This window comes from Fluviirhizobium alvei (genome assembly GCF_030551875.1).
GTDB classification, from domain to species: Bacteria; Pseudomonadota; Alphaproteobacteria; order Rhizobiales; family Rhizobiaceae; genus Rhizobium_E; species Rhizobium_E alvei.
In genome coordinates this window covers 58,182-81,371 of the sequence record NZ_JAUOZU010000008.1, presented here as the reverse complement: position 1 = coordinate 81,371, position 23,190 = coordinate 58,182, and the positions used below count along the sequence as shown (strand labels likewise).

Annotated in this window: 22 protein-coding genes; 10 read left to right on the top strand and 12 right to left on the bottom strand. The window is 56.4% G+C overall.

Annotated features, from left to right (window positions below):
- Positions 1-166: 166 nt before the first annotated feature.
- Both Q4481_RS12290 and Q4481_RS12285 read left to right on the top strand, forming a co-directional pair.
- Positions 167-862, top strand: coding sequence for a DUF1013 domain-containing protein (locus tag Q4481_RS12290; protein ID WP_304376672.1), 696 nt, complete (start codon positions 167-169; stop codon positions 860-862).
- Between the two features lie 202 nt (positions 863-1,064).
- Entirely contained in the window at positions 1,065-1,832 is a 768-nt protein-coding gene (locus Q4481_RS12285) for a TylF/MycF/NovP-related O-methyltransferase (protein ID WP_304376671.1), read from the top strand.
- Between the two features lie 303 nt (positions 1,833-2,135).
- Here the strand turns inward: Q4481_RS12285 and Q4481_RS12280 are convergent, their stop codons facing one another.
- Together Q4481_RS12280 and Q4481_RS12275 are read right to left on the bottom strand one after the other, a co-directional pair.
- Positions 2,136-4,040, bottom strand: a complete 1,905-nt coding sequence (locus Q4481_RS12280) for a propionyl-CoA synthetase (RefSeq protein ID WP_304376670.1) — start codon at positions 4,038-4,040, stop codon at positions 2,136-2,138.
- A 124-nt stretch (positions 4,041-4,164) separates the two neighbouring features.
- The gene (locus Q4481_RS12275; protein ID WP_304376669.1) at positions 4,165-4,824 is read right to left on the bottom strand and encodes a YggS family pyridoxal phosphate-dependent enzyme; all 660 of its coding nucleotides are present in this window, start codon (positions 4,822-4,824) and stop codon (positions 4,165-4,167) included.
- A 149-nt stretch (positions 4,825-4,973) separates the two neighbouring features.
- On the opposite strand from Q4481_RS12275, the gene leuS reads away from it, so the two are divergent.
- The 3 genes from leuS to holA are packed head-to-tail and all read left to right on the top strand — an operon-like array spanning position 4,974 to position 9,157.
- Positions 4,974-7,604, top strand: coding sequence for a leucine--tRNA ligase (gene leuS / locus Q4481_RS12270; RefSeq protein ID WP_304376668.1), 2,631 nt, complete (start codon positions 4,974-4,976; stop codon positions 7,602-7,604).
- Entirely contained in the window at positions 7,591-8,112 is a 522-nt protein-coding gene (gene lptE, locus Q4481_RS12265) for an LPS assembly lipoprotein LptE (RefSeq protein WP_304376667.1), read from the top strand. Before leuS ends, lptE begins: the two co-directional genes overlap by 14 nt.
- A gap of 1 nt (position 8,113) precedes the next feature.
- Positions 8,114-9,157, top strand: coding sequence for a DNA polymerase III subunit delta (gene holA, locus Q4481_RS12260; protein ID WP_304376666.1), 1,044 nt, complete (start codon positions 8,114-8,116; stop codon positions 9,155-9,157).
- A gap of 11 nt (positions 9,158-9,168) precedes the next feature.
- On the opposite strand, the gene Q4481_RS12255 is transcribed toward holA, so the two are convergent.
- The 8 genes from Q4481_RS12255 to hemE all read right to left on the bottom strand — a co-directional run bounded on the left by Q4481_RS12255 (position 9,169) and on the right by hemE (position 17,906).
- Positions 9,169-10,050 carry a ParB/RepB/Spo0J family partition protein gene (locus Q4481_RS12255; protein WP_304376665.1) on the bottom strand — a complete coding sequence of 294 codons (882 nt, stop codon included), beginning with the start codon at positions 10,048-10,050 and terminating at the stop codon, positions 9,169-9,171.
- A 31-nt stretch (positions 10,051-10,081) separates the two neighbouring features.
- Positions 10,082-10,876, bottom strand: a complete 795-nt coding sequence (locus Q4481_RS12250; protein ID WP_304376664.1) for a ParA family protein — start codon at positions 10,874-10,876, stop codon at positions 10,082-10,084.
- A 4-nt stretch (positions 10,877-10,880) separates the two neighbouring features.
- Entirely contained in the window at positions 10,881-11,540 is a 660-nt protein-coding gene (gene rsmG, locus Q4481_RS12245) for a 16S rRNA (guanine(527)-N(7))-methyltransferase RsmG (RefSeq protein ID WP_304376663.1), read from the bottom strand.
- A gap of 3 nt (positions 11,541-11,543) precedes the next feature.
- Positions 11,544-13,406 carry a tRNA uridine-5-carboxymethylaminomethyl(34) synthesis enzyme MnmG gene (gene mnmG / locus Q4481_RS12240; RefSeq protein WP_304376662.1) on the bottom strand — a complete coding sequence of 621 codons (1,863 nt, stop codon included), beginning with the start codon at positions 13,404-13,406 and terminating at the stop codon, positions 11,544-11,546.
- A 79-nt stretch (positions 13,407-13,485) separates the two neighbouring features.
- Complete coding sequence (gene mnmE / locus Q4481_RS12235; protein ID WP_304376661.1) at positions 13,486-14,808, bottom strand: tRNA uridine-5-carboxymethylaminomethyl(34) synthesis GTPase MnmE; 1,323 nt, start codon at positions 14,806-14,808, stop codon at positions 13,486-13,488.
- A gap of 100 nt (positions 14,809-14,908) precedes the next feature.
- Positions 14,909-16,174 carry a transcription termination factor Rho gene (gene rho / locus Q4481_RS12230; protein ID WP_304376660.1) on the bottom strand — a complete coding sequence of 422 codons (1,266 nt, stop codon included), beginning with the start codon at positions 16,172-16,174 and terminating at the stop codon, positions 14,909-14,911.
- A 165-nt stretch (positions 16,175-16,339) separates the two neighbouring features.
- On the bottom strand, positions 16,340-16,876 hold the full coding sequence (gene hemJ, locus Q4481_RS12225; RefSeq protein WP_304376659.1) for a protoporphyrinogen oxidase HemJ: 537 nt from the start codon (positions 16,874-16,876) through the stop codon (positions 16,340-16,342).
- Position 16,877: 1 nt separating this feature from the next.
- Positions 16,878-17,906 (bottom strand): uroporphyrinogen decarboxylase, encoded by a 1,029-nt coding sequence (hemE, locus tag Q4481_RS12220; protein WP_304376658.1) that lies wholly within the window; start codon positions 17,904-17,906, stop codon positions 16,878-16,880.
- 397 nt (positions 17,907-18,303) lie between these two features.
- Between hemE and Q4481_RS12215 the strand changes: the two genes are divergently transcribed.
- Genes Q4481_RS12215 through dnaQ form a run of 5 tightly spaced genes read left to right on the top strand, consistent with a single transcriptional unit; the run spans position 18,304 to position 21,917 of the window.
- Positions 18,304-19,122: a pyruvate, water dikinase regulatory protein gene (locus Q4481_RS12215; RefSeq protein WP_304376657.1), complete on the top strand. Its 819-nt coding sequence runs from the start codon at positions 18,304-18,306 to the stop codon at positions 19,120-19,122.
- 29 nt (positions 19,123-19,151) lie between these two features.
- The gene (locus Q4481_RS12210; protein ID WP_304376656.1) at positions 19,152-19,751 is read left to right on the top strand and encodes a Maf-like protein; all 600 of its coding nucleotides are present in this window, start codon (positions 19,152-19,154) and stop codon (positions 19,749-19,751) included.
- Positions 19,744-20,604: a shikimate dehydrogenase gene (locus Q4481_RS12205; protein WP_304376655.1), complete on the top strand. Its 861-nt coding sequence runs from the start codon at positions 19,744-19,746 to the stop codon at positions 20,602-20,604. The genes Q4481_RS12210 and Q4481_RS12205 overlap by 8 nt, the downstream gene beginning before the upstream one ends.
- A gap of 1 nt (position 20,605) precedes the next feature.
- Positions 20,606-21,205 (top strand): dephospho-CoA kinase, encoded by a 600-nt coding sequence (gene coaE, locus Q4481_RS12200; RefSeq protein WP_304376654.1) that lies wholly within the window; start codon positions 20,606-20,608, stop codon positions 21,203-21,205.
- Entirely contained in the window at positions 21,198-21,917 is a 720-nt protein-coding gene (gene dnaQ, locus Q4481_RS12195) for a DNA polymerase III subunit epsilon (RefSeq protein WP_304376653.1), read from the top strand. Before coaE ends, dnaQ begins: the two co-directional genes overlap by 8 nt.
- A gap of 73 nt (positions 21,918-21,990) precedes the next feature.
- Here dnaQ and secB read toward each other — a convergent pair whose 3' ends face one another.
- Positions 21,991-22,476 carry a protein-export chaperone SecB gene (secB, locus tag Q4481_RS12190; RefSeq protein WP_304376652.1) on the bottom strand — a complete coding sequence of 162 codons (486 nt, stop codon included), beginning with the start codon at positions 22,474-22,476 and terminating at the stop codon, positions 21,991-21,993.
- Positions 22,477-22,642: 166 nt separating this feature from the next.
- Positions 22,643-23,161 (bottom strand): FxsA family protein, encoded by a 519-nt coding sequence (locus tag Q4481_RS12185; protein WP_304376651.1) that lies wholly within the window; start codon positions 23,159-23,161, stop codon positions 22,643-22,645.
- Positions 23,162-23,190 lie beyond the last annotated feature (29 nt).

The following is a 23,190-nucleotide window of genomic DNA, read 5'->3' as shown; positions in this document are numbered from 1 at the left end:
AACATAGCAGCTTGCATTGCACCGGCAATGAGACTTTGGTCAATTGATTCGTGAAGAATTGCAATTACGCGACAGATCCGTTATAAGGGCGCCGAATTCCCGGACATTGTGGATCTAAACCACGGCCTGCGGCACCGGTGCAGGCGGTAAAGAAGGACTCGTATCTATGGCCCAGCAGCTTCTCATGCCGAAAGCAACCGCCGTCTGGCTCGTCGACAACACGGCGCTGTCGTTCGACCAGATTGCCCAATTCTGCAAGCTGCATCCGCTCGAGATCAAGGCCATTGCTGACGGCGAAGCTGCCCAGGGGATCAAAGGTCTCGATCCGATCGCTACAGGCCAACTGTCGCGTGAGGAAATCGCGCGGGCCGAATCCAACCCGATGCACAAGCTGAAGATTTCCGAGCCCAAGGTTCGGGTTCCCGAATCCAAGCGCAAGGGTCCGCGCTATACTCCGGTTTCGAAGCGCCAGGATCGTCCGAACGCCATTCTCTGGCTGGTCCGCAATCATCCGGAACTCAAGGACGCGCAGATTTCGCGCCTCGTCGGCACCACAAAATCGACCATCCAGCAGATCCGCGAGCGTTCGCACTGGAATTCGGCCAATCTGGCTCCGATGGATCCGGTAACGCTCGGCCTCTGCTCGCAGATCGATCTCGACATGGAAGTGGAGAAGGCAGCCAAGAGCCGTCCGTTCCAGACCGCAGAAGAGGCCGGCGCCACCCTGCAGGCTGCGACCGAAACCGAGCGCCTGCACAACGAGCCGGAAGAATTCAAGGAAATCGATGCCGACGCCGTCTTCGCAAAGCTGAAGTCCATGAGCGCCAAGCCGGTGGACGAGGACGAAGACGACCGCTACTGAGCCAAAGAACAGCTCTACGACGAAGGCCTGGAACGAAAGCTCCAGGCCTTTTTATTTGGAACAAGATGCCGCGTCATCTCACATCGAAATCCACGATCGGGTAGGTTGTCAATGCAAATTCACGTTTTGGCTGTGGTAAGTTCCTCGACAGGTTACGGTCGCAATAGTCATTGGCACAGTGATTCGATGTCAGGAGAGCATGATGAACACGACAAACGGAACATTCTTCTATCCGTCCGGCGGTGAGGAACGCTATTTTGACCGTCTCAACGAGATTATCCAGAAACATCCTCACGACATCCGGCATTATCTTGATCTGTTCACCGTTTATGCCAGTCGCCGCAGTTTCATACGCCAGCTGGCGCATTACGAACTCTTTAAGCTGACAATCGATTTGCCCGGTCACTATCTGGACTTCGGCGTATATTTTGGAAAATCATATTTCAGCTGGCATAAATTCTTGGAAGTTCTCACTCCAACCGCCACTCATAAGAAAGTGTTCGGTTTCGACACCTTTGCCGGATTTCCGGAACTCGCGGCAGAGGATGGTGCCGAGGATGAAGCCGTTCAAAAGAAAGCGGGCGGACTGAACTCGGCTAGCTTTCTTGATGAATTCCGGCTCCTGCTGGATCTCCACAATCAGGATTCGGTAATCCCCGCCAATCGCGGAGCCATTATTGTCGGCGATGTTACGCAGACGCTGCCGGATTGGTTAAATGTCAATCCTGAAGCGAGATTTTGCCTCATCAACATCGATGTCGATATTTATGATCCGACCACAGCCATCTTGGAGCATTGTTGGGAGCGGCTGGTTCCCGGCGGGGTACTTGTGCTTGACGAGTATGGGACGAGCAAGTGGCCAGGCGAAACCCGTGCATGGGACGAATTCGCAAAGAGGAGCGGTATTTCAGCGCAAATCAAGCGCTTCCCATGGGCAAATGCGCCCGGCGGCTACGTCGTCAAATCATAGAGTAGCAGGGCATTGTCAACTTAACGGATCGCCGATTTCGATGTGAGATGCCGGGGTATGACAAACCGTATCCCGCTTTACTGCGACCACTATTTTGCCTTCTCCAGCAAGGTCCGACACCGGTCGGCTCACAAACAGGCGGCCAAGTGTTTGATGCGAAAATCGCTGAAGGGCCACGGTCGCGGCCCGAGGGCGTAACGCTTGAGCACGGGCTTACCCGATGTAACTGCCGGACCGGCCTTCCGGCCTGATCCGGCAGTTCGCGGATTGGTTCTGCGATCAGCTCTCTGTCACAGGCACTGGTTAGTGGCCATGAGCACGCAGTGCTTCGGTGATTTCGTCGAGAATGGCAGGATCGTCGATGGTGGCCGGCATCTTCCATTCCTGGCGATCGGCGATCTTCTGCATCGTTCCGCGCAGGATCTTGCCGGAGCGGGTCTTCGGTAGCCGCTTGACGCACATGACCATCTTGAAGGCGGCAACCGGCCCGATTTCCTCGCGCACCAGCCTGACCACTTCCTTCTCGATCTCCTTGGCTTCACGTGAAACATTGGCCTTGAGAACAAGGAAGCCGCAGGGAATCTGGCCCTTGAGTTCGTCGAAGACGCCAATCACGGCACTTTCGGCGACATCCGGATGCATGGCGCAGACTTCCTCCATCGCACCGGTCGACAGGCGGTGGCCGGCGCAATTGATGATGTCATCGGTGCGCGCCATGACGAAGACATAGCCTTCCTCATCGAGAATGCCGGCGTCCGCCGTCTTGTAGTAGCCCGGGAATTCTTCGAGGCAGGATTTGCGGAACCGTTCGTCGGCATTCCAGAAGCTGGTCAGGCAACCCGGGGGCAGGGGAAGCTTGACGACGATATTGCCGAGCGTACCGGCCGGCACTTCGTGGCCGGCATCATCGAGGATCTCGATCTTGTAACCGGGCATGGCGTGCGTCGGTGAGCCATATTTCACAGGCAAAAGTCCGAGACCCGCGGGATTGCCGGCTATCGCCCAGCCGGTTTCCGTCTGCCACCAGTGATCGACAACCGGAACGGCGAGATGATGTTCGGCCCACTTGATTGTTTCAGGATCCGCCCGTTCCCCGGCGAGAAACAGAGTGCGGAGCGATGGCATCGGATATTTCTTCACGAACTCGCCATCGGAATCGTCGCGGCGAATAGCCCGGAATGCCGTCGGCGCAGTAAACAGAACCGAGACGTTATGTTCTGCGATGACCCGCCAGAAGGTCCCGGCATCGGGCGTACCGACCGGTTTGCCTTCAAAGATGACAGTGGCATTGCCATTCAGGAGCGGGCCATAGACGATGTAGGAATGGCCAACGACCCAGCCGATATCGGAGGCGGCCCAGAACACCTCGCCAGGCTTCATGCCATAGAGATTTTCCATCGACCATTGCAGGGCAACCATATGGCCACCATTGTCGCGCATGACGCCCTTGGGCTGGCCGGTGGTGCCGGATGTATAAAGAATATAGAGCGGATCGGTGGCTTTGACCGTCACGCAACCATTCTCTGCGCTGCCTGTGGCGCGGGCCTGCTCGAGCGCCGTTCTAAAATCCACATCGCGATCGGCATGCATGTCTGCCTGCAACTCCGGACGCTGCAAGACGAGGCATTTCTCGATCTTGTGATGCGCCATCTCGATCGCATGATCGATCAGCGGCTTATAAGCAACGGTGCGGCCGGGCTCGAGGCCACAGCTTGCGGTCACGAGCACCTTGGCGGAGCAATCGTCGATGCGGGTCGCCAGTTCGTGGGCGGCAAAGCCGCCGAACACGACGGAATGGACTGCGCCAAGACGGGCGCAAGCCAGCATCGTGAAAACAGCCTCTGGGATCATCGGCATATAGATGATGACCCGATCGCCCTTGCCGACGCCAAGATCGCTCAGAGCACCGGCGATTGCCTTGACCTCGCTAAGGACCGCATCGAAGCTGTAATCGCGCTTCTCGCCGGTCATCGGACTATCGTAGATCACGGCCGTCTGACTGCCGCGCCCGGCTTCGACATGGCGATCAAGACAATTGTAGCAGGTATTCGTTTCGGCATCGGGGAACCATCGACCATAGACACCGGCCTCGGCATCGAATGCCTTTGTCGGCGCCTGTGTCCAGTCGATCTTCTCCGCAGCCTTCATCCAGAAGGCTTCAGGATTCGCTTGCCATTCGGCATAAACTTCAGGATACCGCGATGCCATGTTCCTGCTCCTCCCGCATGATGAACTGCAGCCCACTATCATTGTTGGGCGAAAAGGTTCAATCAGACCAAAGCGTTAGGTGCAGCGCAATACAATCGGTTGAAATTGGAATTCGTCAATATCTTCAGCGGGATCCGAAAATTGCTGACCCGACGCGCACGCTGGTGGCCCCAAATTCGATTGCCGTTTCGTAATCGCCAGACATGCCCATTGAAAGTTTCGTCAGCCCGGCTTCCTTCGCAAGCTTGGCCAAAAGCGCAAAATGGGGTCCCGGATTCTCGTCCGCCGGCGGAATGCACATCAATCCCTCGATCACAAGGCCAAGCTCGTTTCGGCAGAAATCGACGAAGGCGAGCGTGTCATTCGGGGCAATTCCTGCCTTTTGCGGCTCGAGGCCGGTATTGACCTGAATGTAGCAACGCAAAGTGCGATCCGCCTTCTCCATCGCAGCCTTGAGCGCGCGCGCGATCTTCTCGCGATCGACGGTTTCGATCACATCGAAGAGGGCAACCGCATCCTCGGCCTTGTTCGATTGCAGAGGACCGATGAGATGCAATTCGATATCATTGAACTCGCTCCGGAGCGCCGGCCATTTCTGTTGCGCTTCCTGGACGCGATTCTCGCCGAATAGGCGGTGCCCGGCTTCGATAACCGGCCGGATATGATCGACGTCAAAGGTCTTGGTGACCGCAACCAGATGCACATCCTCCGGCTTCCGCTTCGCAGAGCGAGCTGCCTTGTCCATTTTTGCCCGTATTTCGCGGTATTGTTCGACGACCGACATGACACACTCCATTTCTCAGATTCGCGGCTCGGCGGGAGCCAGCCATTGAGCGCCGGGCAGGGCCGATAACCTTGACGCAAGGGCGCTTTCGTGGTGAAGGTCTGGCCACATTTTGATCGGGAATTCAAGCTCCGGGAACGGTTAGTCAGATGGCAACAGAACGCTACAACCCGCGCGAAGTCGAACCGCGCTGGCAAAAACAATGGACTGAAGACAAGATCTTCGAAACCCAGAATGACGACCCGCGCGAAAAATATTATGTCCTCGAAATGTTCCCCTATCCGTCGGGACGCATTCACATGGGCCATGTGCGCAACTATGCCATGGGTGACGTGGTTGCCCGCTTCAAGCGCGCGCGCGGCTATAATGTCCTGCATCCGATGGGTTGGGACGCGTTCGGCATGCCGGCTGAAAATGCGGCAATGAAGAACAAGATCCATCCCAAGAACTGGACCTACGAAAACATCGCCACCATGCGCGGCCAGCTGAAAAGCATGGGCCTGTCGCTGGACTGGTCGCGCGAATTCGCAACCTGCGACGTCGAATACTACCAGCATCAGCAGGCGCTCTTCATCGACATGATGGAGAAGGGGCTCGTCTATCGCAAGAATTCCAAGGTCAATTGGGATCCCGTCGACATGACGGTTCTGGCCAACGAACAGGTCATCGATGGTCGCGGCTGGCGCTCCGGTGCCTTGGTAGAACAGCGTGAACTGACGCAATGGTTCTTCAAGATCACCGATTTTGCCCAGGATCTTCTCGACCAGCTCGACCATCTCGATCAATGGCCGGAAAAAGTGCGGCTGATGCAGCGCAACTGGATCGGCCGTTCGGAAGGTCTCACCCTGCGTTGGGCTGTGGTTGCTGAAACCGCGCCCACCGGCATTGACGAAATCAGCGTCTATACGACCCGGCCGGACACGTTGTTCGGCGCATCGTTCCTGGCCATTTCCGCCGATCATCCGGCAGCAAAGGCTGCCGCAGAGAAAGATCCGGCAATTGCTGCCTTCTGCGAAGAATGCCAGCACGCCGGCACCTCGCTCGCGGCTCTCGAAACAGCCGAGAAAAAGGGCATGGACACCGGTATCCGCGTGACGCATCCCTTCGATGACAACTGGCAGGTCCCGGTCTATATCGCCAACTTCGTGCTCATGGACTATGGCACCGGCGCCATTTTCGGCTGCCCTTCGGGCGACCAGCGCGACCTCGATTTCGCCAACAAATACGAACTGCCGATCGTGCCCGTCGTGCTGCCGACGGGCATGTCAGAAGATGCGTTCACCGTGACGACCGAAGCCTATGCCGGCGACGGAACCATGATCAACTCGCGCTTCCTCAATGGTTTGGACACCGAAACCGCCTTCCAGACGGTGGCGGACAAGCTGTCATCCACCCTGTTGAACGGCGCGCCGCAGGCCGAGCGCAAGGTCAATTTCCGCCTGCGTGACTGGGGCATTTCGCGCCAGCGCTATTGGGGCTGCCCGATTCCGGTCATCCATTGCGAAGTCTGCGGTGTCGTGCCGGTGCCGAAGAAGGACCTGCCGGTCAAGCTGCCGGATGATGTGACTTTCGATGTGCCGGGCAATCCGCTCGATCGCCATCCTACCTGGCGCCATGTCGGCTGCCCGCAATGCGGCAAGCCTGCGCGGCGCGAAACCGACACGATGGACACATTCGTCGATTCCTCCTGGTATTACACCCGCTTCACAGCGCCGTGGGAGACGCAGCCGACCGATGTGGCGGCGGCGAACGCCTGGTTGCCGGTCGATCAGTATATCGGCGGTATCGAACATGCGATCCTACATCTGCTCTATTCGCGCTTCTTCACCCGCGCCATGCGTGAAACCGGGCATGTCGGGCTGGCAGAACCTTTCAAGGGTCTCTTCACCCAGGGCATGGTGGTGCACGAAACCTATAGCCGCGGCGAAGGTGCCCAGCGCGAATGGATCGAGCCGGCGCAGATCCGGATCGAGGAAATCGACGGCAAGCGGCGCGCGCTTTTGCTCGACGGCGGCGATGAGGTCGCGATCGGCGCCATCGAGAAAATGTCGAAATCGAAGAAGAATGTCGTCGATCCGGACGACATTATTGCGTCGTATGGCGCCGATACGGCACGCTTTTTCGTTCTTTCGGATTCTCCGCCCGACCGTGATGTGATCTGGACCGAAGCAGGTGTTGAAGGTGCCCATCGTTTTGTCCAGCGCGTATGGCGTCTCGTCTCGGAATCCGCCGAACAAATGATGTCGGTCGTTTCGAATCCAGCTAAGGAAGGTGAGGCGCTTGCGCTTTCGCGTGCAGCGCACCGCACACTGATGCAGGTCCAGGGTGACTATGAGCGCCTGGCCTTCAACAAGGCTGTCGCGCGCATCTATGAACTGGTGAATGCGCTGGCACAGCCCCTGACCACCATAGCAGCCGGCAAGGCCGACCAAGCTATGGTCGAGGCAGGAAAGAACGCCGTCGAAATCCTGCTGCACATCATTGCCCCGATGACACCGCATCTGGCGGAGGAATGCTGGCGCGTGCTGGGCAATAGCGGCCTCATCGCGCAGGCGACTTGGCCCAGCTATGATGAGAGCCTGGTTGCGGAAAACGAGATCACGCTTCCGGTACAGATCAATGGCAAGAAGCGGGCGGATTTGACAATCGCGCGCGATGCGGGTCAATCTCAGATCGAAGAGGCCGTTCTGGCCCTCGACAGTGTCAAGGCTGCGCTCGATGGCAAGGCGCCGCGCAAGATCATCGTCGTGCCGCAAAGGATCGTCAATGTCGTGGTTTAGGCCCAGCACGCCGTTCCGTCTCGCAACTGCTCTGGCCGGCAGCCTTTTGCTGCTCGGCCTTGGCGGCTGTCAGGTGAGACCGCTTTATGCTACCGATTCCAATGCGCGTGCAGCACTGTCATCGATCGAGTTTTCCGATGCGGATGACAGGGTCGAGCAGGAAGTCCGTAACCAGTTGATTTTCATGACATCCGGTGGCGCAGGTGAGCCCGCTAAGCCGGATTATTATGTCGATCTGGACGTAACCACCCGCAATATCGGTGTGTTGCTCGAGCTTTCCTCCGATACGCCGCGCGCCGGCCGGATCGAGGTGAAGGCACAATACACGCTCAAGAAGGTCGCAACCGGCGAGGTTCTCAGGACAGGCAGACGGATGTCTGTCGCATTGGTCGATTTTCCGACCCAGGAATTTGCAAAAATCCGGGCGACGCGTGATGCCGAAAACCGGGCGGCCCGGGAACTTGCAGAGTTGATCCGCGCCGATCTGGCGAGCTGGCTCGGACGCTGACATGGCCGAGATCAAGGCGCATGAATTCGACGCCTTCCTGAAACAGCGGGCGCAAACCTACCGCTGTTTTCTCATCTATGGGCCAGACCGTGGCCTTGTATCGGAACGGGCATCGGCAATCGCAGCCATGACCGGTATCGCCCAGGATGACCCTTTTTCCTTTCTCAGGCTCGACGCGAGCGATCTTGCCGGGGATCCCGGCCGGTTGTTTGATGAGGTCAATTCTCCAGGTCTCTTTGGCGGCGGCAAGCTGATCTGGCTCAAGGGAGCGGGGGCAGACAAAGGTCTGGCGGATGCGTTCTCTGCCCTGTTCGAAAAGCCGGTTGAGGAAAGCTATGTCATCGTCGAGGCTGGTGATCTCAAGAAGGGAGCCAATCTCCGAAAGGTCTTTGAAACCGAACGCGCGGCCATTGCGGTCCCTTGCTATGCCGATGACGCGCGTGCCCTCAATGGCTTGATCGACAGTGAAATGCAGGCGGCAGGCCTCCGTATCACCCCATCAGCGCGCGCATTGCTGCTGTCGAGCCTCGGTGGCGATCGTATTGCCTCCCGCAACGAAATACAGAAACTGGCGCTTTACGCTCGTGGCCTTGACATCATCGAAGATCATCACGTCACCGAAATCATCGGCGATGCGAGCGCCATTTCGACCGATGACGCCGTGGATGCCGTGCTGACCGGCAACCGCGCCCAGCTTCTACACGCTGTACAGAAGGTAACGGCATCAAAGACACCGATCTTCCTCATCCTGCAGGGATGCCTGCGGCAGTTTCAACTCATCGATCAGATGCGCGCCGAGATCGAGGAAAAGAACAGTTCTGTCACCGATGTGATGGGTTCTATGGGCCGCCATATTCATTTTCGACGCAAGCCGATCATCGAGGCGGCTTTGCGATCCTGGAACGCCCAGGCCATCAGTCGCGAGATGAACAGATTGCAATCGGCAATTCTCCAGAGTCGCCGTCGGGCTGCCTTGGAGGACTCGATTTCGATGCAGACGTTGCTTTCGATCACGCTCCAGGCGGCTAGGCTTCGGAAGGCCTGAGTGGCTTCGCCTTAACGGCGCTCCAGGAGACGGCAAATCTCTTCCAGCTGCTCGATCGACCGGTAGGAAATCGTCAGTTTGCCGCCTTCACCCTTGTGCGCCACCTTTACTTCCAGGCCAAGACTATCGGTAAGGCTACGCTCGAGCGCCAGCGTGTCCGCATCCTTTTCTGGGCGCAATGAACCGGGCTGCGGATTGTCGCGTGCCCTGATGTCATTCTGGGCGATTCGCTCGGCATCGCGCACAGACATTCCCTTGGCGACGATGGTTCGCGCCAAGGCGACAGGATCCGATGTCGGAATAAGCGCGCGGGCATGGCCAGCCGAGAGCGTGCCGGAGGAAATCATTTCGCGGACAGGTTCCGGAAGTTTCAGCAAACGCAATGAGTTCGCAACATGCGACCGGCTCTTGCCAATGATTTCTCCGAGATCGTTCTGTGTGTAACCATGTTCGGCAATCAGCTGATCGTAACCCAGCGCCTCTTCAAGCGGATTAAGATCCGCCCGCTGCACGTTTTCGACGATGGCGAGTTCGAGAGCAACACGATCGTCGACCTCACGAACCAGCACCGGAATATCGACAAGGCCCGCCAGCTGCGCTGCGCGCCAGCGTCGTTCGCCGGCAATGATCTCGAACTTGCCATCAACCACGGGGCGAACCACAACTGGCTGCACGATTCCATGTTGCCGAATCGATGAAGCCAAATCCTGCAATTCCGCTTCGGCGAAATGCTTGCGCGGATTGCGCGGATTGCGGAGAACCATTTCGATCGGAACCCGGCGATCGGCCGAAACGGCCGGGCGGGCGGCCATCGCATTGATGGGCTGGTCCATTTCTCCGATCAACGCAGCTAAGCCGCGTCCGAGACGTCGCTTTGAGGGATCATCGTTCATCGCATCGTCCAATTGTTACGCCTTCGAAATATTATGCAGCACAAGCCTGTCGCTCGCGCTGTATCACTTCAGAGGCGAGTTGCAAATAGGCCTGGCTTCCGGCGCATTTCAGATCATACAGGATCGCCGGCTTGCCATAAGAAGGCGCTTCGGACACCCGCACGTTGCGGGGAATCAGTGTTGAATAGACCTTTTCGCCCAGATGCTCACGAACATCGGACACGACCTGTTGCGCGAGATTGTTGCGAGAGTCGAACATGGTGAGCACGATACCCTGAATATCGAGCGACGGATTGATCGTTCTGCGCACCTGATCAACCGTTTCCAACAACTGGCTCAAGCCTTCAAGTGCGAAGAACTCGCATTGCAGGGGCACCAACACGGATTGCGCAGCTGCCAATGCATTCATGGTCAGAAGATTGAAAGAGGGCGGGCAATCAATCAGGATATAGTTGTAGCTGGATGCATCGCTGCCTTCCAATGCCTTGCGCAGCCGATAGACACGGTCGCTTTCGCGCCCGATTTCCATCTCGACGCCCAGAAGGTCCATGGTTGATGGTGCGATAAACAAGTTCGGAACAACGGTTTGCATGGCCACATCCGCAACGCCATGGGTTCCGACCAGCAAATCGTAGGTCGACATCTTGCGTTCGCGGCGCTCGATACCGAGGCCTGTCGAAGCATTCCCCTGGGGGTCAAGGTCGACGATCAGAACGCGTTCGCCAATGGCAGCCAAAGCGGTTGCAAGATTGATGGCAGTGGTCGTCTTACCGACGCCGCCCTTCTGATTGGCAATGGTGATAATACGGTGTTTTGGCTTGTTCATGCCTTTACCCGGGGAGAGTTGTCTTCGCCTGAAGCCCACAGATTTCCAGGATAACGGAATCTGGCTCAATGGAGCTTGGATGTTCTACCAGATCGAATTGCCAACGCCTATGGCTATTCGCCAACTCGCTCTGGTAATCCCGGCCTTTATGCAGGAAGGCCTTGAGTTCCGGGTTGCGAAGGGACCAGGGATGGATAAATTCCAAGAGTTTCGAGAGATCCGCCAGAGCGCGCGCCGAGACATAATCGGCGTGATCGATCTTGCTGGGCATAATTTCGATCCGTTCGCAATGAACGCTGGCGCGAGCGCCGGTTGCAAGGATGGCAGCCCGCAGGAACGAGGCCTTCTTGTTGTTGCTTTCGATCAGATGGACCCAGCCAGTACCCTGCTCAGCAAGAAAAATCGCCGTGACGAGGCCAGGAAAACCGGCGCCACTACCCATATCGATCCAGACACCGGGCTTGGCCCCCAGTTGATAGATCTGGGCACTGTCAGCAATATGCCGTTCCCAGAAATCGCCCTTGGTGGAGTTCGCAACCAGATTGATTCGGCGTGACCATTGAACGAAAGTTTCCTCAAAGGATTCCAATCGCTCCATCGTTTCACGTGAAACATCCTTGCCGTTCAGGTTGCGAACGGGACTCTTCAAACGCGAATCAGTCATAGCTCAAGTTCCCGTCCTGGGACGATCCTGTTTGCGCAGATGCACCAGCAACAATGCGATGGCCGCAGGTGTCATCCCATCGATTCGTTCCGCCTGGGCAATGTTTTTAGGACGCTTCTGCACGAGTTTTTGCTGCAGCTCGATCGAAAGTCCCGGGAGCATCGAATAATCGAAATCCGGTGGAATTTCGTGGCTCTCTGCCCGCTGCATGTCAGCGATATCTGACTTCTGACGCTCCATATAGACCGCATATTTCGCTTCGATTTCGAGTACGTCCCGATCCTTAGTGGAAATCGCCGCGAGATCAGGCCAGATGCGCATCAGATGGCTGAAATCGATCGTCGGATAGGAAAGGAGTTCGTAAGCGCTCCGTCTTTTGCCATCCTGGTTCACCTGCAGCCCGTGGTCCTTCGCTGCTGATGATGTCAGAACATTGCCATTGAGAACGGATCGCGCCTCTTCAAGCCGATCCATCCAATTCGTAAAGCGTTGGCCACGGTCAGACCCAACGAGGCCCAGGGATAGGCCCAAGGGAGTCAACCTCTGATCCGCATTGTCCGCACGCAAGGACAGCCGGTATTCCGCGCGCGAAGTAAACATGCGATATGGCTCATCGACACCGCGGCTCGTCAGATCGTCGATCATGACGCCAATATAGGAATCGGTGCGGCTAAAAACATGAATGTCCTGGCCGCCGGCGCGGCGCGCCGCATTCAAACCGGCAACCAACCCCTGTGCAGCTGCTTCCTCATAGCCGGTTGTTCCATTGATCTGGCCAGCCAGAAAAAGACCCGGTATCTTCCGAACCGCCAAGCCAGCATCAAGCTCGCGTGGATCCACATGATCATACTCGATCGCATAACCCGGCTGCAGGATCCGAACATCTTCAAGCCCCGGAATTGTTCGAATAAACGCATCCTGAATGTCCGCCGGCAGAGAAGTGGAGATCCCGTTCGGATATACCGTCGAATCATCGAGTCCCTCGGGTTCCAGAAAGATCTGATGCCCATCGCGCTCACCAAACTTTACAATCTTGTCCTCCACCGATGGACAATAACGTGGGCCGACACCTTCAATCTGGCCGGAATACATTGCGGACCGGCCAATATTGTCACGGATGATTCTGTGTGTTTCCTCTGTTGTCCGTGTCACTCCACAATCGATCTGCGGAGTCGTGATCCGATCTGTCATAAAGGAAAAGGGGATTGGATCTTCATCGGGGCCCTGGCGTCCAACGCGGTCCCAATGGATCGTTGTTCCATCCAGACGCGCCGGAGTCCCGGTTTTCAGGCGCCCCAGGCGCAAGCCGTAGTGGGCAAGCGTGTTGGACAGACCCAAGCTCGGAGCCTCACCCATGCGACCGGCTGGTATCTTGACGTCGCCAATATGTATCAAGCCGCGCAGAAAGGTACCCGTTGTAAGCACGACAGCGCCACTCTCGAGAACTCGGCCATCTGCCAGTTTCAAGCCGGCAACATGATCATTCGCGATAATGAGGTCGACTGCGTCACCCTCAACAATCGATAGATTTCCAATGGCGCTGATTTCTTCCTGCATCGCTTCGCGATAGAGCTTTCGGTCGGCTTGCGTCCTTGGGCCTCGAACCGCCGGGCCCTTGCGGCGATTGAGCATTCGGAACTGGATGCCACCTCGGTCCGCTACCCGCCCCATGAGCCCGTCCAACGCATCGACCTCGCGGACCAAATGACCCTTGCCCAGGCCACCAATGGCCGGATTGCACGACATGACGCCAATGGTCGATCGTTTGTGCGTCACAAGTGCAGTTCGGGCACCAACACGTGCCGCCGCAGCTGCAGCCTCGCAACCGGCATGTCCGCCACCAATCACAATCACATCAAACTTCATCGGTTTGCTCATATTGTTCCAGAGACGAATCGTTTCGTCTCTATGTTTCACGTGAAACGCCAGACTCTTTTCGCGTGTGTTATTTGCCGATACAAAATTCGGAAAAAATCACATCGAGCAGATCTTCCGTATCCACAGAGCCGGTCAATCGTCCAAGAAAGCTACCAGCCTGCCGCAAATGCTCAGCTATGATTTCGAGACTGTCCCGATCTTCGGTTAGGGCCAGGCCTATCGCTACCTTTGTCTTCCGAAGCAAATCGACCTGTCTTTGCCGAACCGCGGTGGGTCGGATAACACTCGTCGTCGACAATTGAATGCTCTCAGTGATTCGTTTCGTTAGAGAATCGAATCCCATTCCGGTCCTAACCGATAGTCCGATCTCGCCAGTTTCGACCGTTGTATCAGGCAAATCCAGCTTGTTGGCAACCCGAATCGTCGGCTTCAGGATCGGGATATCGGCATATCCCTGAGCTTCTCGAGCATCACGAAGCAGGATCACGAGATCAGCTTCATCAATACTGTTTATAGCACGACGAACGCCTTCTTTCTCGATCGAATCGTCGGTCTGCCGCAAACCGGCTGTATCAGAAATATGAACCATAAAACCGTCGAGATCGAGATCGACAGACAGAACGTCGCGTGTTGTTCCAGCCTGCTCTGAAACGATCGCAATATCACGTTTGGCAAGCGCATTCAGGAGGCTCGATTTCCCTGCATTCGGTTTTCCGGCAATTACGATATGATAGCCATCGCGGATAAGCGCGCCTGAGGCCGACGCTTCGATATGAGAACCAATGCTCTGGACTAGGTCCTCGAGTTGGGGAAAAATCTGCGCAGACACCGAGCCTGGAACATCGGCCTCGTCCGCAAAATCGAGTTCGGCCTCCAGAAGTGCGCGATAGCGCGTCAAACGAAAGGCCCAATCTTTGTACGTATCGGAGGCTTCACCAGATGCCTGTTGCATCGCCAACCGGCGCTGCATTTCCGTTTCGGCAGAAAGGAGATCCGCAAGCCCTTCCGCCTCGACCAGATCGATCTTGCCATTGCGGAACGCACGCTGGGTGAACTCACCAGCATAGGCTTGGCGCGCGTTACCGTTCTCAGCGAGCGCCCGCTGCAGTTCATTCACGACAGCTCGGCTCCCATGGCAATGAAATTCGAGGCAATCTTCTCCGGTAAAGGAATCCGGCGAAGGAAAATAGAGTGCCAGCCCTCGATCGATGATCGTGCCACCGGAATTGCGAAAATTGGTGAGAACCGCCTTCCTTGGCGCTGGGAGCGATCCAAGAATAGCCTTTGCAATCAACGCAACCATACTTCCGCTCACCCGCACAACCGCAATTCCGGCCGGAACCTGTCCGGATGAAAGGGCATAGATCGTATCAGTGGTCAGAGAAGCCATGGTTCAAATCCCAAAAGCCTATAGATCGGAAATGAAATAGCCCGTTCGTCCTTGCGGTCGAATCGGGCTAAGAATCCGGCTTACGAAAAAACACCCGTTATCAGGTGTTCATCGAATCGAAGAAGTCGCCATTGTTCTTCGTCTGCTTCAGCTTGTCGATGAGGAACTCGATCGCATCGGTCGTGCCCATCGGCCCAAGTATCCGGCGAAGAACGAAGACCTTCTGCAGATCCTGCCGCGGAACCAGGAGGTCTTCCTTGCGCGTGCCGGATTTGAGGATATCCATGGCTGGGAAAATGCGCTTGTCGGCAACCTTTCGATCAAGAACGATTTCCGAGTTGCCCGTACCCTTGAACTCTTCGAAAATAACTTCGTCCATGCGGCTGCCGGTATCGATCAGCGCTGTTGCGATAATCGTCAACGAGCCACCTTCCTCGATATTGCGGGCGGCGCCGAAAAAGCGCTTCGGACGTTGCAGCGCATTGGCGTCGACACCACCGGTCAGAACCTTGCCGGAGGAGGGCACAACCGTGTTGTAGGCTCGACCAAGACGGGTGATCGAATCGAGCAGGATCACAACGTCACGGCCATGTTCCACCAGGCGCTTTGCCTTTTCGATCACCATTTCGGCCACCTGCACGTGGCGCACAGCCGGCTCATCGAAGGTAGAGGAAACCACTTCGCCGCGAACCGAGCGCTGCATGTCGGTCACTTCTTCTGGCCGCTCATCAATCAGAAGCACAATCAGATAGCATTCCGGATGATTGGCCGTGATCGAATGAGCAATGTTCTGGAGAAGAACGGTCTTACCGGTGCGCGGCGGCGCCACGATGAGGCCACGCTGGCCCTTGCCAAGCGGGGCAACAAGATCGATCACCCGCGGCGACATGTCCTTGCTGGTGGGAACATCAAGTTCCATCTTGAAGCGTTCATTCGGGTAGAGCGGCGTCAGATTGTCGAAATGCACCTTGTGGCGGATCTTTTCAGGGTCATCGAAATTGATCGTATTGACCTTGAGAAGAGCGAAATAACGTTCACCTTCCTTGGGGCTGCGGATCGGTCCTTCAACCGTGTCGCCGGTCTTCAGCGAGAACCGACGAAGCTGAGAGGGTGAAATGTAGATATCGTCAGGTCCCGGTAGGTAATTCGCATTGGCAGAACGCAGGAAGCCGAAACCATCCTGAAGCACTTCGACAACACCTTCACCAATGATCTCGATATCCTGGGAAGCAAGCATCTTCAGGATTGCGAACATCAGCTCCTGCTTGCGCATGACGCTTGCATTTTCAACGCCGAGCGATTCGGCAAAGGCTAGGAGATCGGTCGGCGTTTTATTCTTGAGTTCTTGGAGCTTCATTTCAGCCATGAAGGAAACCACTATCCGTGCTGTATGAGGAGAAACCTGTACCGGGAAACAGAAGGGCAGGTCGGAGGGGATGGGACATGCCGCAAGTCTCGACGCATCCAGAAACCTGTTCGAACGCCGTCTGAAAAGCGCTCTGCCAGAATTCCCGCCGTTTGGCAAGATATATCAGAAAGGCTTCAGAACAACCATCAAAACGATGACGATCATCAACACAGCCGGCGCTTCGTTCATGATCCGCCAGTGGCGTTGGCTTTTTGGGCGTTCGTCGCGATTAAAAGCCTTGGCGGCGCGACCGTAATAGACATGCACGATCGTCAGCAGGACGACAGAGAGAAGCTTGGCATGCAACCAGCCTCCCTTCATTTCAAAACCGGTCCACGCCAGATAGAGACCGAAAGCCCATGCCATCATCATCGATGGATTCATGATCACCCGATAGAGCCGCTGCTCCATGATCTTGAACAGGTTCGAAGCGTCCGAACCCGGTGCGACATCGAAATGGTATATGAACAGGCGCGGCAGATAGAAAAGCCCAGCCATCCAGGCGATCACCGCCATGATATGAAAGGCTTTGAACCAGGAATAGACATCGTCCGACAGAAAAAAGACGCTGCCGGCAACAAGGAGAAAAACCGCAATCGCTGTTGCCGCCCGTCTCCAGGCCTTACCTCCCGATGACGATTTTTCGATCGACTCTGACATCTCAGCGGGCCCGAATATGATCGACGAGGAAGCGGACATTGTCGGGAGATGCTTCCGGTGTGATCCCGTGTCCGAGATTGAATATCAACGGTCCATTGCCGAGTCGATCCAGAATCCGGTCGATGCCTTCTTCAAGGCTCTTGCCACCAGCAATCATCAGAAGCGGATCGAGATTTCCCTGGACCGCCCCTTCCTTCTGCAATTCGGCCGCAAAACTCAAGGGCACCGTCCAGTCAAGGCCGATGGCATTGGCATCCGTCCCAGCGCGGTAGCTTTTAAGGTTTGCGCCTGCACCCTTGGCGAAGGCAATGATCTTCGCACCCGGCCGCTGGCGGCGCACGCCATCCACGATACGACGCACCGGTGCCACGGCAAACCGTTCGAATTCCGCTTCACCAAGAACACCAGCCCATGAATCGAATATCTGGACCGCATCGGCCCCAGCATCAAACTGGGCGACCAGATATTCGATCGACGCATCCGCTATGAGATCGAGGAGCCGTGCGAATTCCGTCGGATGACGGTAGGCGAAGAGACGGGCCGGCGCCTGATCCGGCGTGCCGTGCCCCGCAATCATATAGGTGGCAATCGTCCAGGGCGCGCCACAAAAGCCGAGCAGCGTCGTCTCCTCCGGCAGTTCGCGACGAAGCCGTCCCACCGTCTCAAGGACCGGCGCCAGCTTTGTCTGAACATCTGGAATGTTGAGTTTCAGAATCCCGTCGCAATCGATCGGATCGAGAAGAGGGCCTTCACCCTCCTTAAAGCGAACATTCCGATCCATCGCATCCGGAATAACGAGAATGTCTGAAAACAGGATTGCTGCATCAAACGCAAATCGTCGGATTGGCTGTAGCGTCACCTCAACGGCCAGGTCCGGCGTATAGCAGAGATCGAGAAACCCGTTCGCGGTTGCCCTTGTCTTACGATATTCCGGAAGATAGCGGCCAGCCTGCCGCATCAGCCAGATGGGTGGAGGGGTTATGGTCTGTCCTTCGAGGACCTTCATCACCTTGCGTTCAGACTTACCCACAGGCCACCTATTAAAAGAAATTCAAAGCGCAGCTTTTTCTATTTCTTAAGAGTCGGTGAGATTCAAGGATTAATCCCCATCCCCAAATAATCCCCATCTTTCGGCAGCAAGAAACTGAAAGGGATAAAGATCGCGATTTTTGTGCTCTTTTGTGGATGGTTTGAATTTATTGTATGATATCAATGAAATAATGTGACCACCAGCCGCACTGTGAAATGAACAGGATGTGGACAGAGCGGGAAAAGACAAGCGCACCGAACTTTTTCCACATGGCGGCGCTTTCCCTTTCCCGTCATGCTAACACTGTGGATAAATCGAGGGTTTTCCCAGGACGCCGGGTCGATCGGTCCGAAATGTGGTCTTTATCCACCACCGTCAACAGGGCAGGCATTCGAACGTGGAAAACAGGAAAAAGTTCTTTCACCTCCATCTCATTTCCGATTCGACCGGTGAAACACTGATTGCCGCCGGGCGAGCCGCGGCATCGCAATTTGGTGATTCCGTCGCTGTCGAGCATGTTTATCCCTTGGTTCGCAATCGAAAGCAGGTCTCGGACGTTCTGGCCGAAATCGACAAGGCACCCGGAATCGTTCTTCACACAGTCATCGACCAGGATCTTGCGGCTACGATCGATGAGGCTTGTGGACAGATGGGTGTCCCTTGCGTTTCGGTGATCGAACCGGTGCTTCAAATCTTCCAGTCCTATCTCGGGGCACCGACCCGGCGGAGGGTCGGGGCGCAGCACGCGCTGAATGCAGGCTATTTTGCCCGCATCGAGGCACTGAATTTCACCATGGATCATGATGACGGCCAGTTGCCACACAATCTCGATGAAGCGGATGTCATTCTTTTGGGTGTCAGCCGCACATCGAAGACGCCGACCTCGATCTATCTGGCAAATCGCGGCATCAAGACGGCCAATGTCCCGATTGTCGCCGGCATGAAGCTGCCGGAGAAACTGTTGATCGCCAAGAAACCTCTGATCGTTTGCCTGATCGCATCAGTCGATCATATTTCCCAGGTTCGGCAGAACAGGGTGCTCGGCTCGACGGTTGGCTATCAGGAAACCTATACGGACCGATCGATGATTGCCGAGGAAATCAAATATGCGCGTCAGCTCTGCGCGCGCTACAATTGGCCAATGATTGATGTCAGCCGTAAATCGATCGAGGAAACGGCAGCCGCCATCGTTGCCCTGAGGCCGAAGCTCAGATAGTCCTCGCTTGTTCCAATCGGAAGACAAAGATGCAGAAACCCCTCATTCTGGCCTCGGGCAGCCAGTCACGTAAAGTGGTGCTTTCGGGCGCTGGTCTCCAGTTTTCGATCGAACCGGCTCGTATCGATGAACGCGAAGTGGAAGAATCGCTTGAAGAGAGCGATCAGAATCCAGCTAATATTGCCCGTTCGCTGGCTATGGCAAAAGCGTTGGATGTCTCATCGCGCAATTCCGGTGCCTATGTGATCGGCTCTGATCAAACCCTATCGCTCGGCGCACATATCTTTCACAAACCGAAAGATATGGTGGAAGCCGCCAATCATATCCGCGCCTTTTCAGGCCAAACGCATCATCTCAATTGTGGCTTGGCGATCGCTTTCAATGGTTTGATCGTCTGGTCCGGCGTTTCGATCGCGGCCATGACGATGCGCGCGATTTCCGAGGACTTTCTCGCCCGGTATCTCGAAATGGCGGGACCGGGTATTCTGCAGTCCGTGGGCGCCTATCAGTTCGAAGGTCCGGGCATCCAACTGTTTGAGAAAATCGATGGCGACTATTTCACCATCCTCGGTCTGCCGCTTCTCGATCTCTTGAAGGCGTTGCGCGCATTGGGAGCCATCGATGCATGATTCACGTGAAACACTGTTAACGAAAGCTTTCGTCACCGGCTTTCCGGTCAAGCATTCACGCTCGCCAAAGATCCACAATCACTGGCTCAAGGAATTCGGAATCGCCGGAGACTATAGCGCCGTCGAAGTGGCACCGGATGATTTTGCCGCATTCATTGCGGGAGTGAAGAGCGGTGCAAGCGGGTTCTCTGGTGGCAACGTCACGATACCGCACAAGGAAAAAGCGTTCCAACTGGCTGACCAACCGGACGAACTAGCGCTAGAACTTGGCGCGGCCAACACGCTCTATCGCCGGGATGGACAGCTTTTCGCCACCAATACGGATGGATATGGCTTTCTGGCCAACCTCGATGATCGGGCACCCGGTTGGGACAGTACGAAACGCCAGGCGCTGGTTCTCGGCGCAGGTGGTGCCAGCCGTGCGATCATCCAGGCTCTGCGAGATCGCGGTTTTGCAGAGATCCATGTCATCAATCGCACGCACGTCAAAGCACAGGAACTAGCCGACCGGTTCGGCGAGCGCGTCCATGCCGCGGGTATGGATGCTCTTTCCGAACGACTTTCAGGCGCCGATCTCTTCGTCAACACCACATCGCTAGGTATGGATGAGAGCGATGCTCCGGACATCGATTTCAGCATTATGGCCAGCGGCGCCTTGGTCACCGACATCGTCTATGTCCCGCTCGAGACGCCCTTTCTCGCCAAGGCAAAGGAGCAGGGACTGCGCACCGCCGATGGGCTTGGCATGCTGCTTCACCAGGCTGTTCCCGGGTTTGAGCTCTGGTTCGGTAAGCGGCCGATCGTAACGGAAGAATTGCGATCACTGATTCTGGCCGACATCGGAGCGCACTAAAATGATCAGACTCGGTTTGACCGGTTCCATCGGAATGGGGAAGTCGACAACCTCGGCCATGTTCGCCGAACATGGCATCCCGGTGGTGGATGCCGATGCGATCGTCCATGCTCTTTACAGAGGTGCCGCTGTCGCCCCGATCGAGCAGGCCTTTCCGGGATCGACGAAGGACGGAATGGTCGATCGTGCTGCACTTTCTTTATTGTTAGCCAGAGACGAATCCGGCTTCAAAAGATTGGAATCGATTGTCCATCCTTTGGTAAAGGCTGAACAGGAACGTCTCGTTGATGAGGCAAGACACAACGGTGCGCCGATTATCGTTCTTGATATCCCGCTCCTGTTCGAGAATGGTTCGGAGGGACGTGTCGACAAGGTTGCGGTGGTCAGCTGCGATGCTGATATCCAGCGGCAAAGAGTGCTCGCCCGACCGGGCATGACCGAAGCAAAGTTCGAGATGATTCTGGCGCGCCAAATGCCCGATGTGGAAAAGAGGCGGCGGGCGGATTTCATCATCGATACCGGCAAGGGGCTTGATCATGCGAGAAGCCAGGTCGAAGCAATCATTGCAGCATTGAACGAGGAGGCTCGTGGCCATGCGTGAAATCATTTTCGATACGGAAACCACTGGTCTTGATCCGCGAGAAGATCGAATCATCGAACTTGGGGGAATCGAGCTCAAGGACCATTTCCCGACCGGCCGCACCATCCACCTCTATATCAACCCGGAGGGAAAGAAGGTTCATCCCGATGCCCTCGCTGTGCACGGTATCAAGGACGAGTTCCTAGCCGACAAGCCCGTCTTCTCTTCTGTCGTCGATGAGATCCTGGCCTTTTTCGACGGCGCCAAATGGATTGCCCACAACGCGACCTTCGACATGGGTTTCGTCAATGCTGAACTGGCGCGGCTTGATCTTCCGCCAATTCCCAACAGCGAGGTGATCGACACGTTGCAGATGGCGCGTCGGAAACATCCGATGGGACCGAATTCGCTCGATGCGCTCTGCCGTCGGTACGGGATCGACAATTCGCACCGGCTGAAGCACGGCGCTCTTCTCGACTCCGAGCTTCTCGCCGAAGTCTATATCGAGATGATCGGGGGCCGTCAGACGGCGTTGGGACTGGCAGGACCCGAGATAAAGCGCGCTGTGAGCGAGGAAGTTGAAGTCGAATTCGTGGCCACCGTCACCAGAAGCCGGCCCCTGCAGTCGCGGTTGACCGAAGTCGAACGGGCTGCCCATGAAAAGCTGGTCATGGGGATAGGCGATAAGGCGATCTGGAAAAAGTACGGTTTAGCGGCAGGCGAGAAACAGTAACGGTTGCCGGTCGCTAAAATGCAAAAGGCCCGCATCCGTGATGCGGGCCCTTTTTGATAGAGGATCGAAGTGATCAGTTGTTGGCGGCGACGCGAGCCTTGGCCTGTTCTTCGGCCATGCGCTGGGCAAACATCTGGGCAAAATCGATCGGGTCGATCATCAGCGGCGGGAAGCCGCCGTTACGGGTGGCATCGGCAACGATCTGGCGCGCGAAGGGGAAAAGCAGTCGCGGGCATTCGATGAACAGTACCGGGAGCATATGTTCCTGGGCAAAGCCCTGAATACGGAAGAGGCCACCATAGGCCAGTTCGGCATGGAAGACGACCTTGTCGCCATCCTTGGCGGATGCGTCGAGCGTCAGAACCACGTCGAAATCGGTTTCCGACATCGGATTGGCATTGACGTTGACCGAGATGTTGATGGCCGGAGCCTTGTCGCGCGACTGCAGCGAACGCGGTGCGCCCGGATTCTCGAAAGAGAAATCCTTCACATATTGCGCAAGGATATTGATTGCGGGCTGCTTGCCGGCTTCGGCGCCGTTGCCATTCTCGTTTGCCATTTGGGTTCCTCTCGGCGGGGCAGACTGCGACTGGATCGGATGGTATCTGCCAATTGGAATTGATCGTCTCGGAAAGCCATCGGCAAGGCGGGGCCTTTGATTGGGCGACGTCCGGCCGGAGCGGCATGCACCGAGGGTCCTGCCCTCTAGCATTTCGCCGATACCCTTACAACCCTCTCGGATCGCGTGGCTCGCCATCGTCGCGCAATTGGCGATCCGGCCCGGTTGGCTCGCTTGTTCTCTGATAATCCTCTTCCGTCAGATCGATCACATCGTCTGGCCCCGACCGACGAGGTTGGCGAAATCCGCGCGCCGAATAGCTCGCCGAGACTTTGACATGGCGGCGGATGCTTCGACGCAGCAATGCCCGGACGGGTGGAAGCAAAAGGCAAAGACCGACAAAATCACTGATGAAGCCGGGTATGATCAGCAAGATCCCGGCAATGGCTATGAAAAGACTATCGGCGATTTCGGCCCCGCCGGTTTCGCCCCGGTTGAGGCTCTGGCGGATCCGGCGCACGCTCGAAAGACCGCCGACGCGCAGCACAAGAAGGCCGAGCACCATCGAAAGCAGCACCAGTCCCACGGTCCGGAACGCGCCGAGCCACTGTCCCACATAGATGAATCCGAAAATCTCGAGAATCGGAAACAGCAGGAACAGGAGGGGCAGAATTGGCAAGGGCATGTGGTTCCTCGATTTCCGACATTTGAATG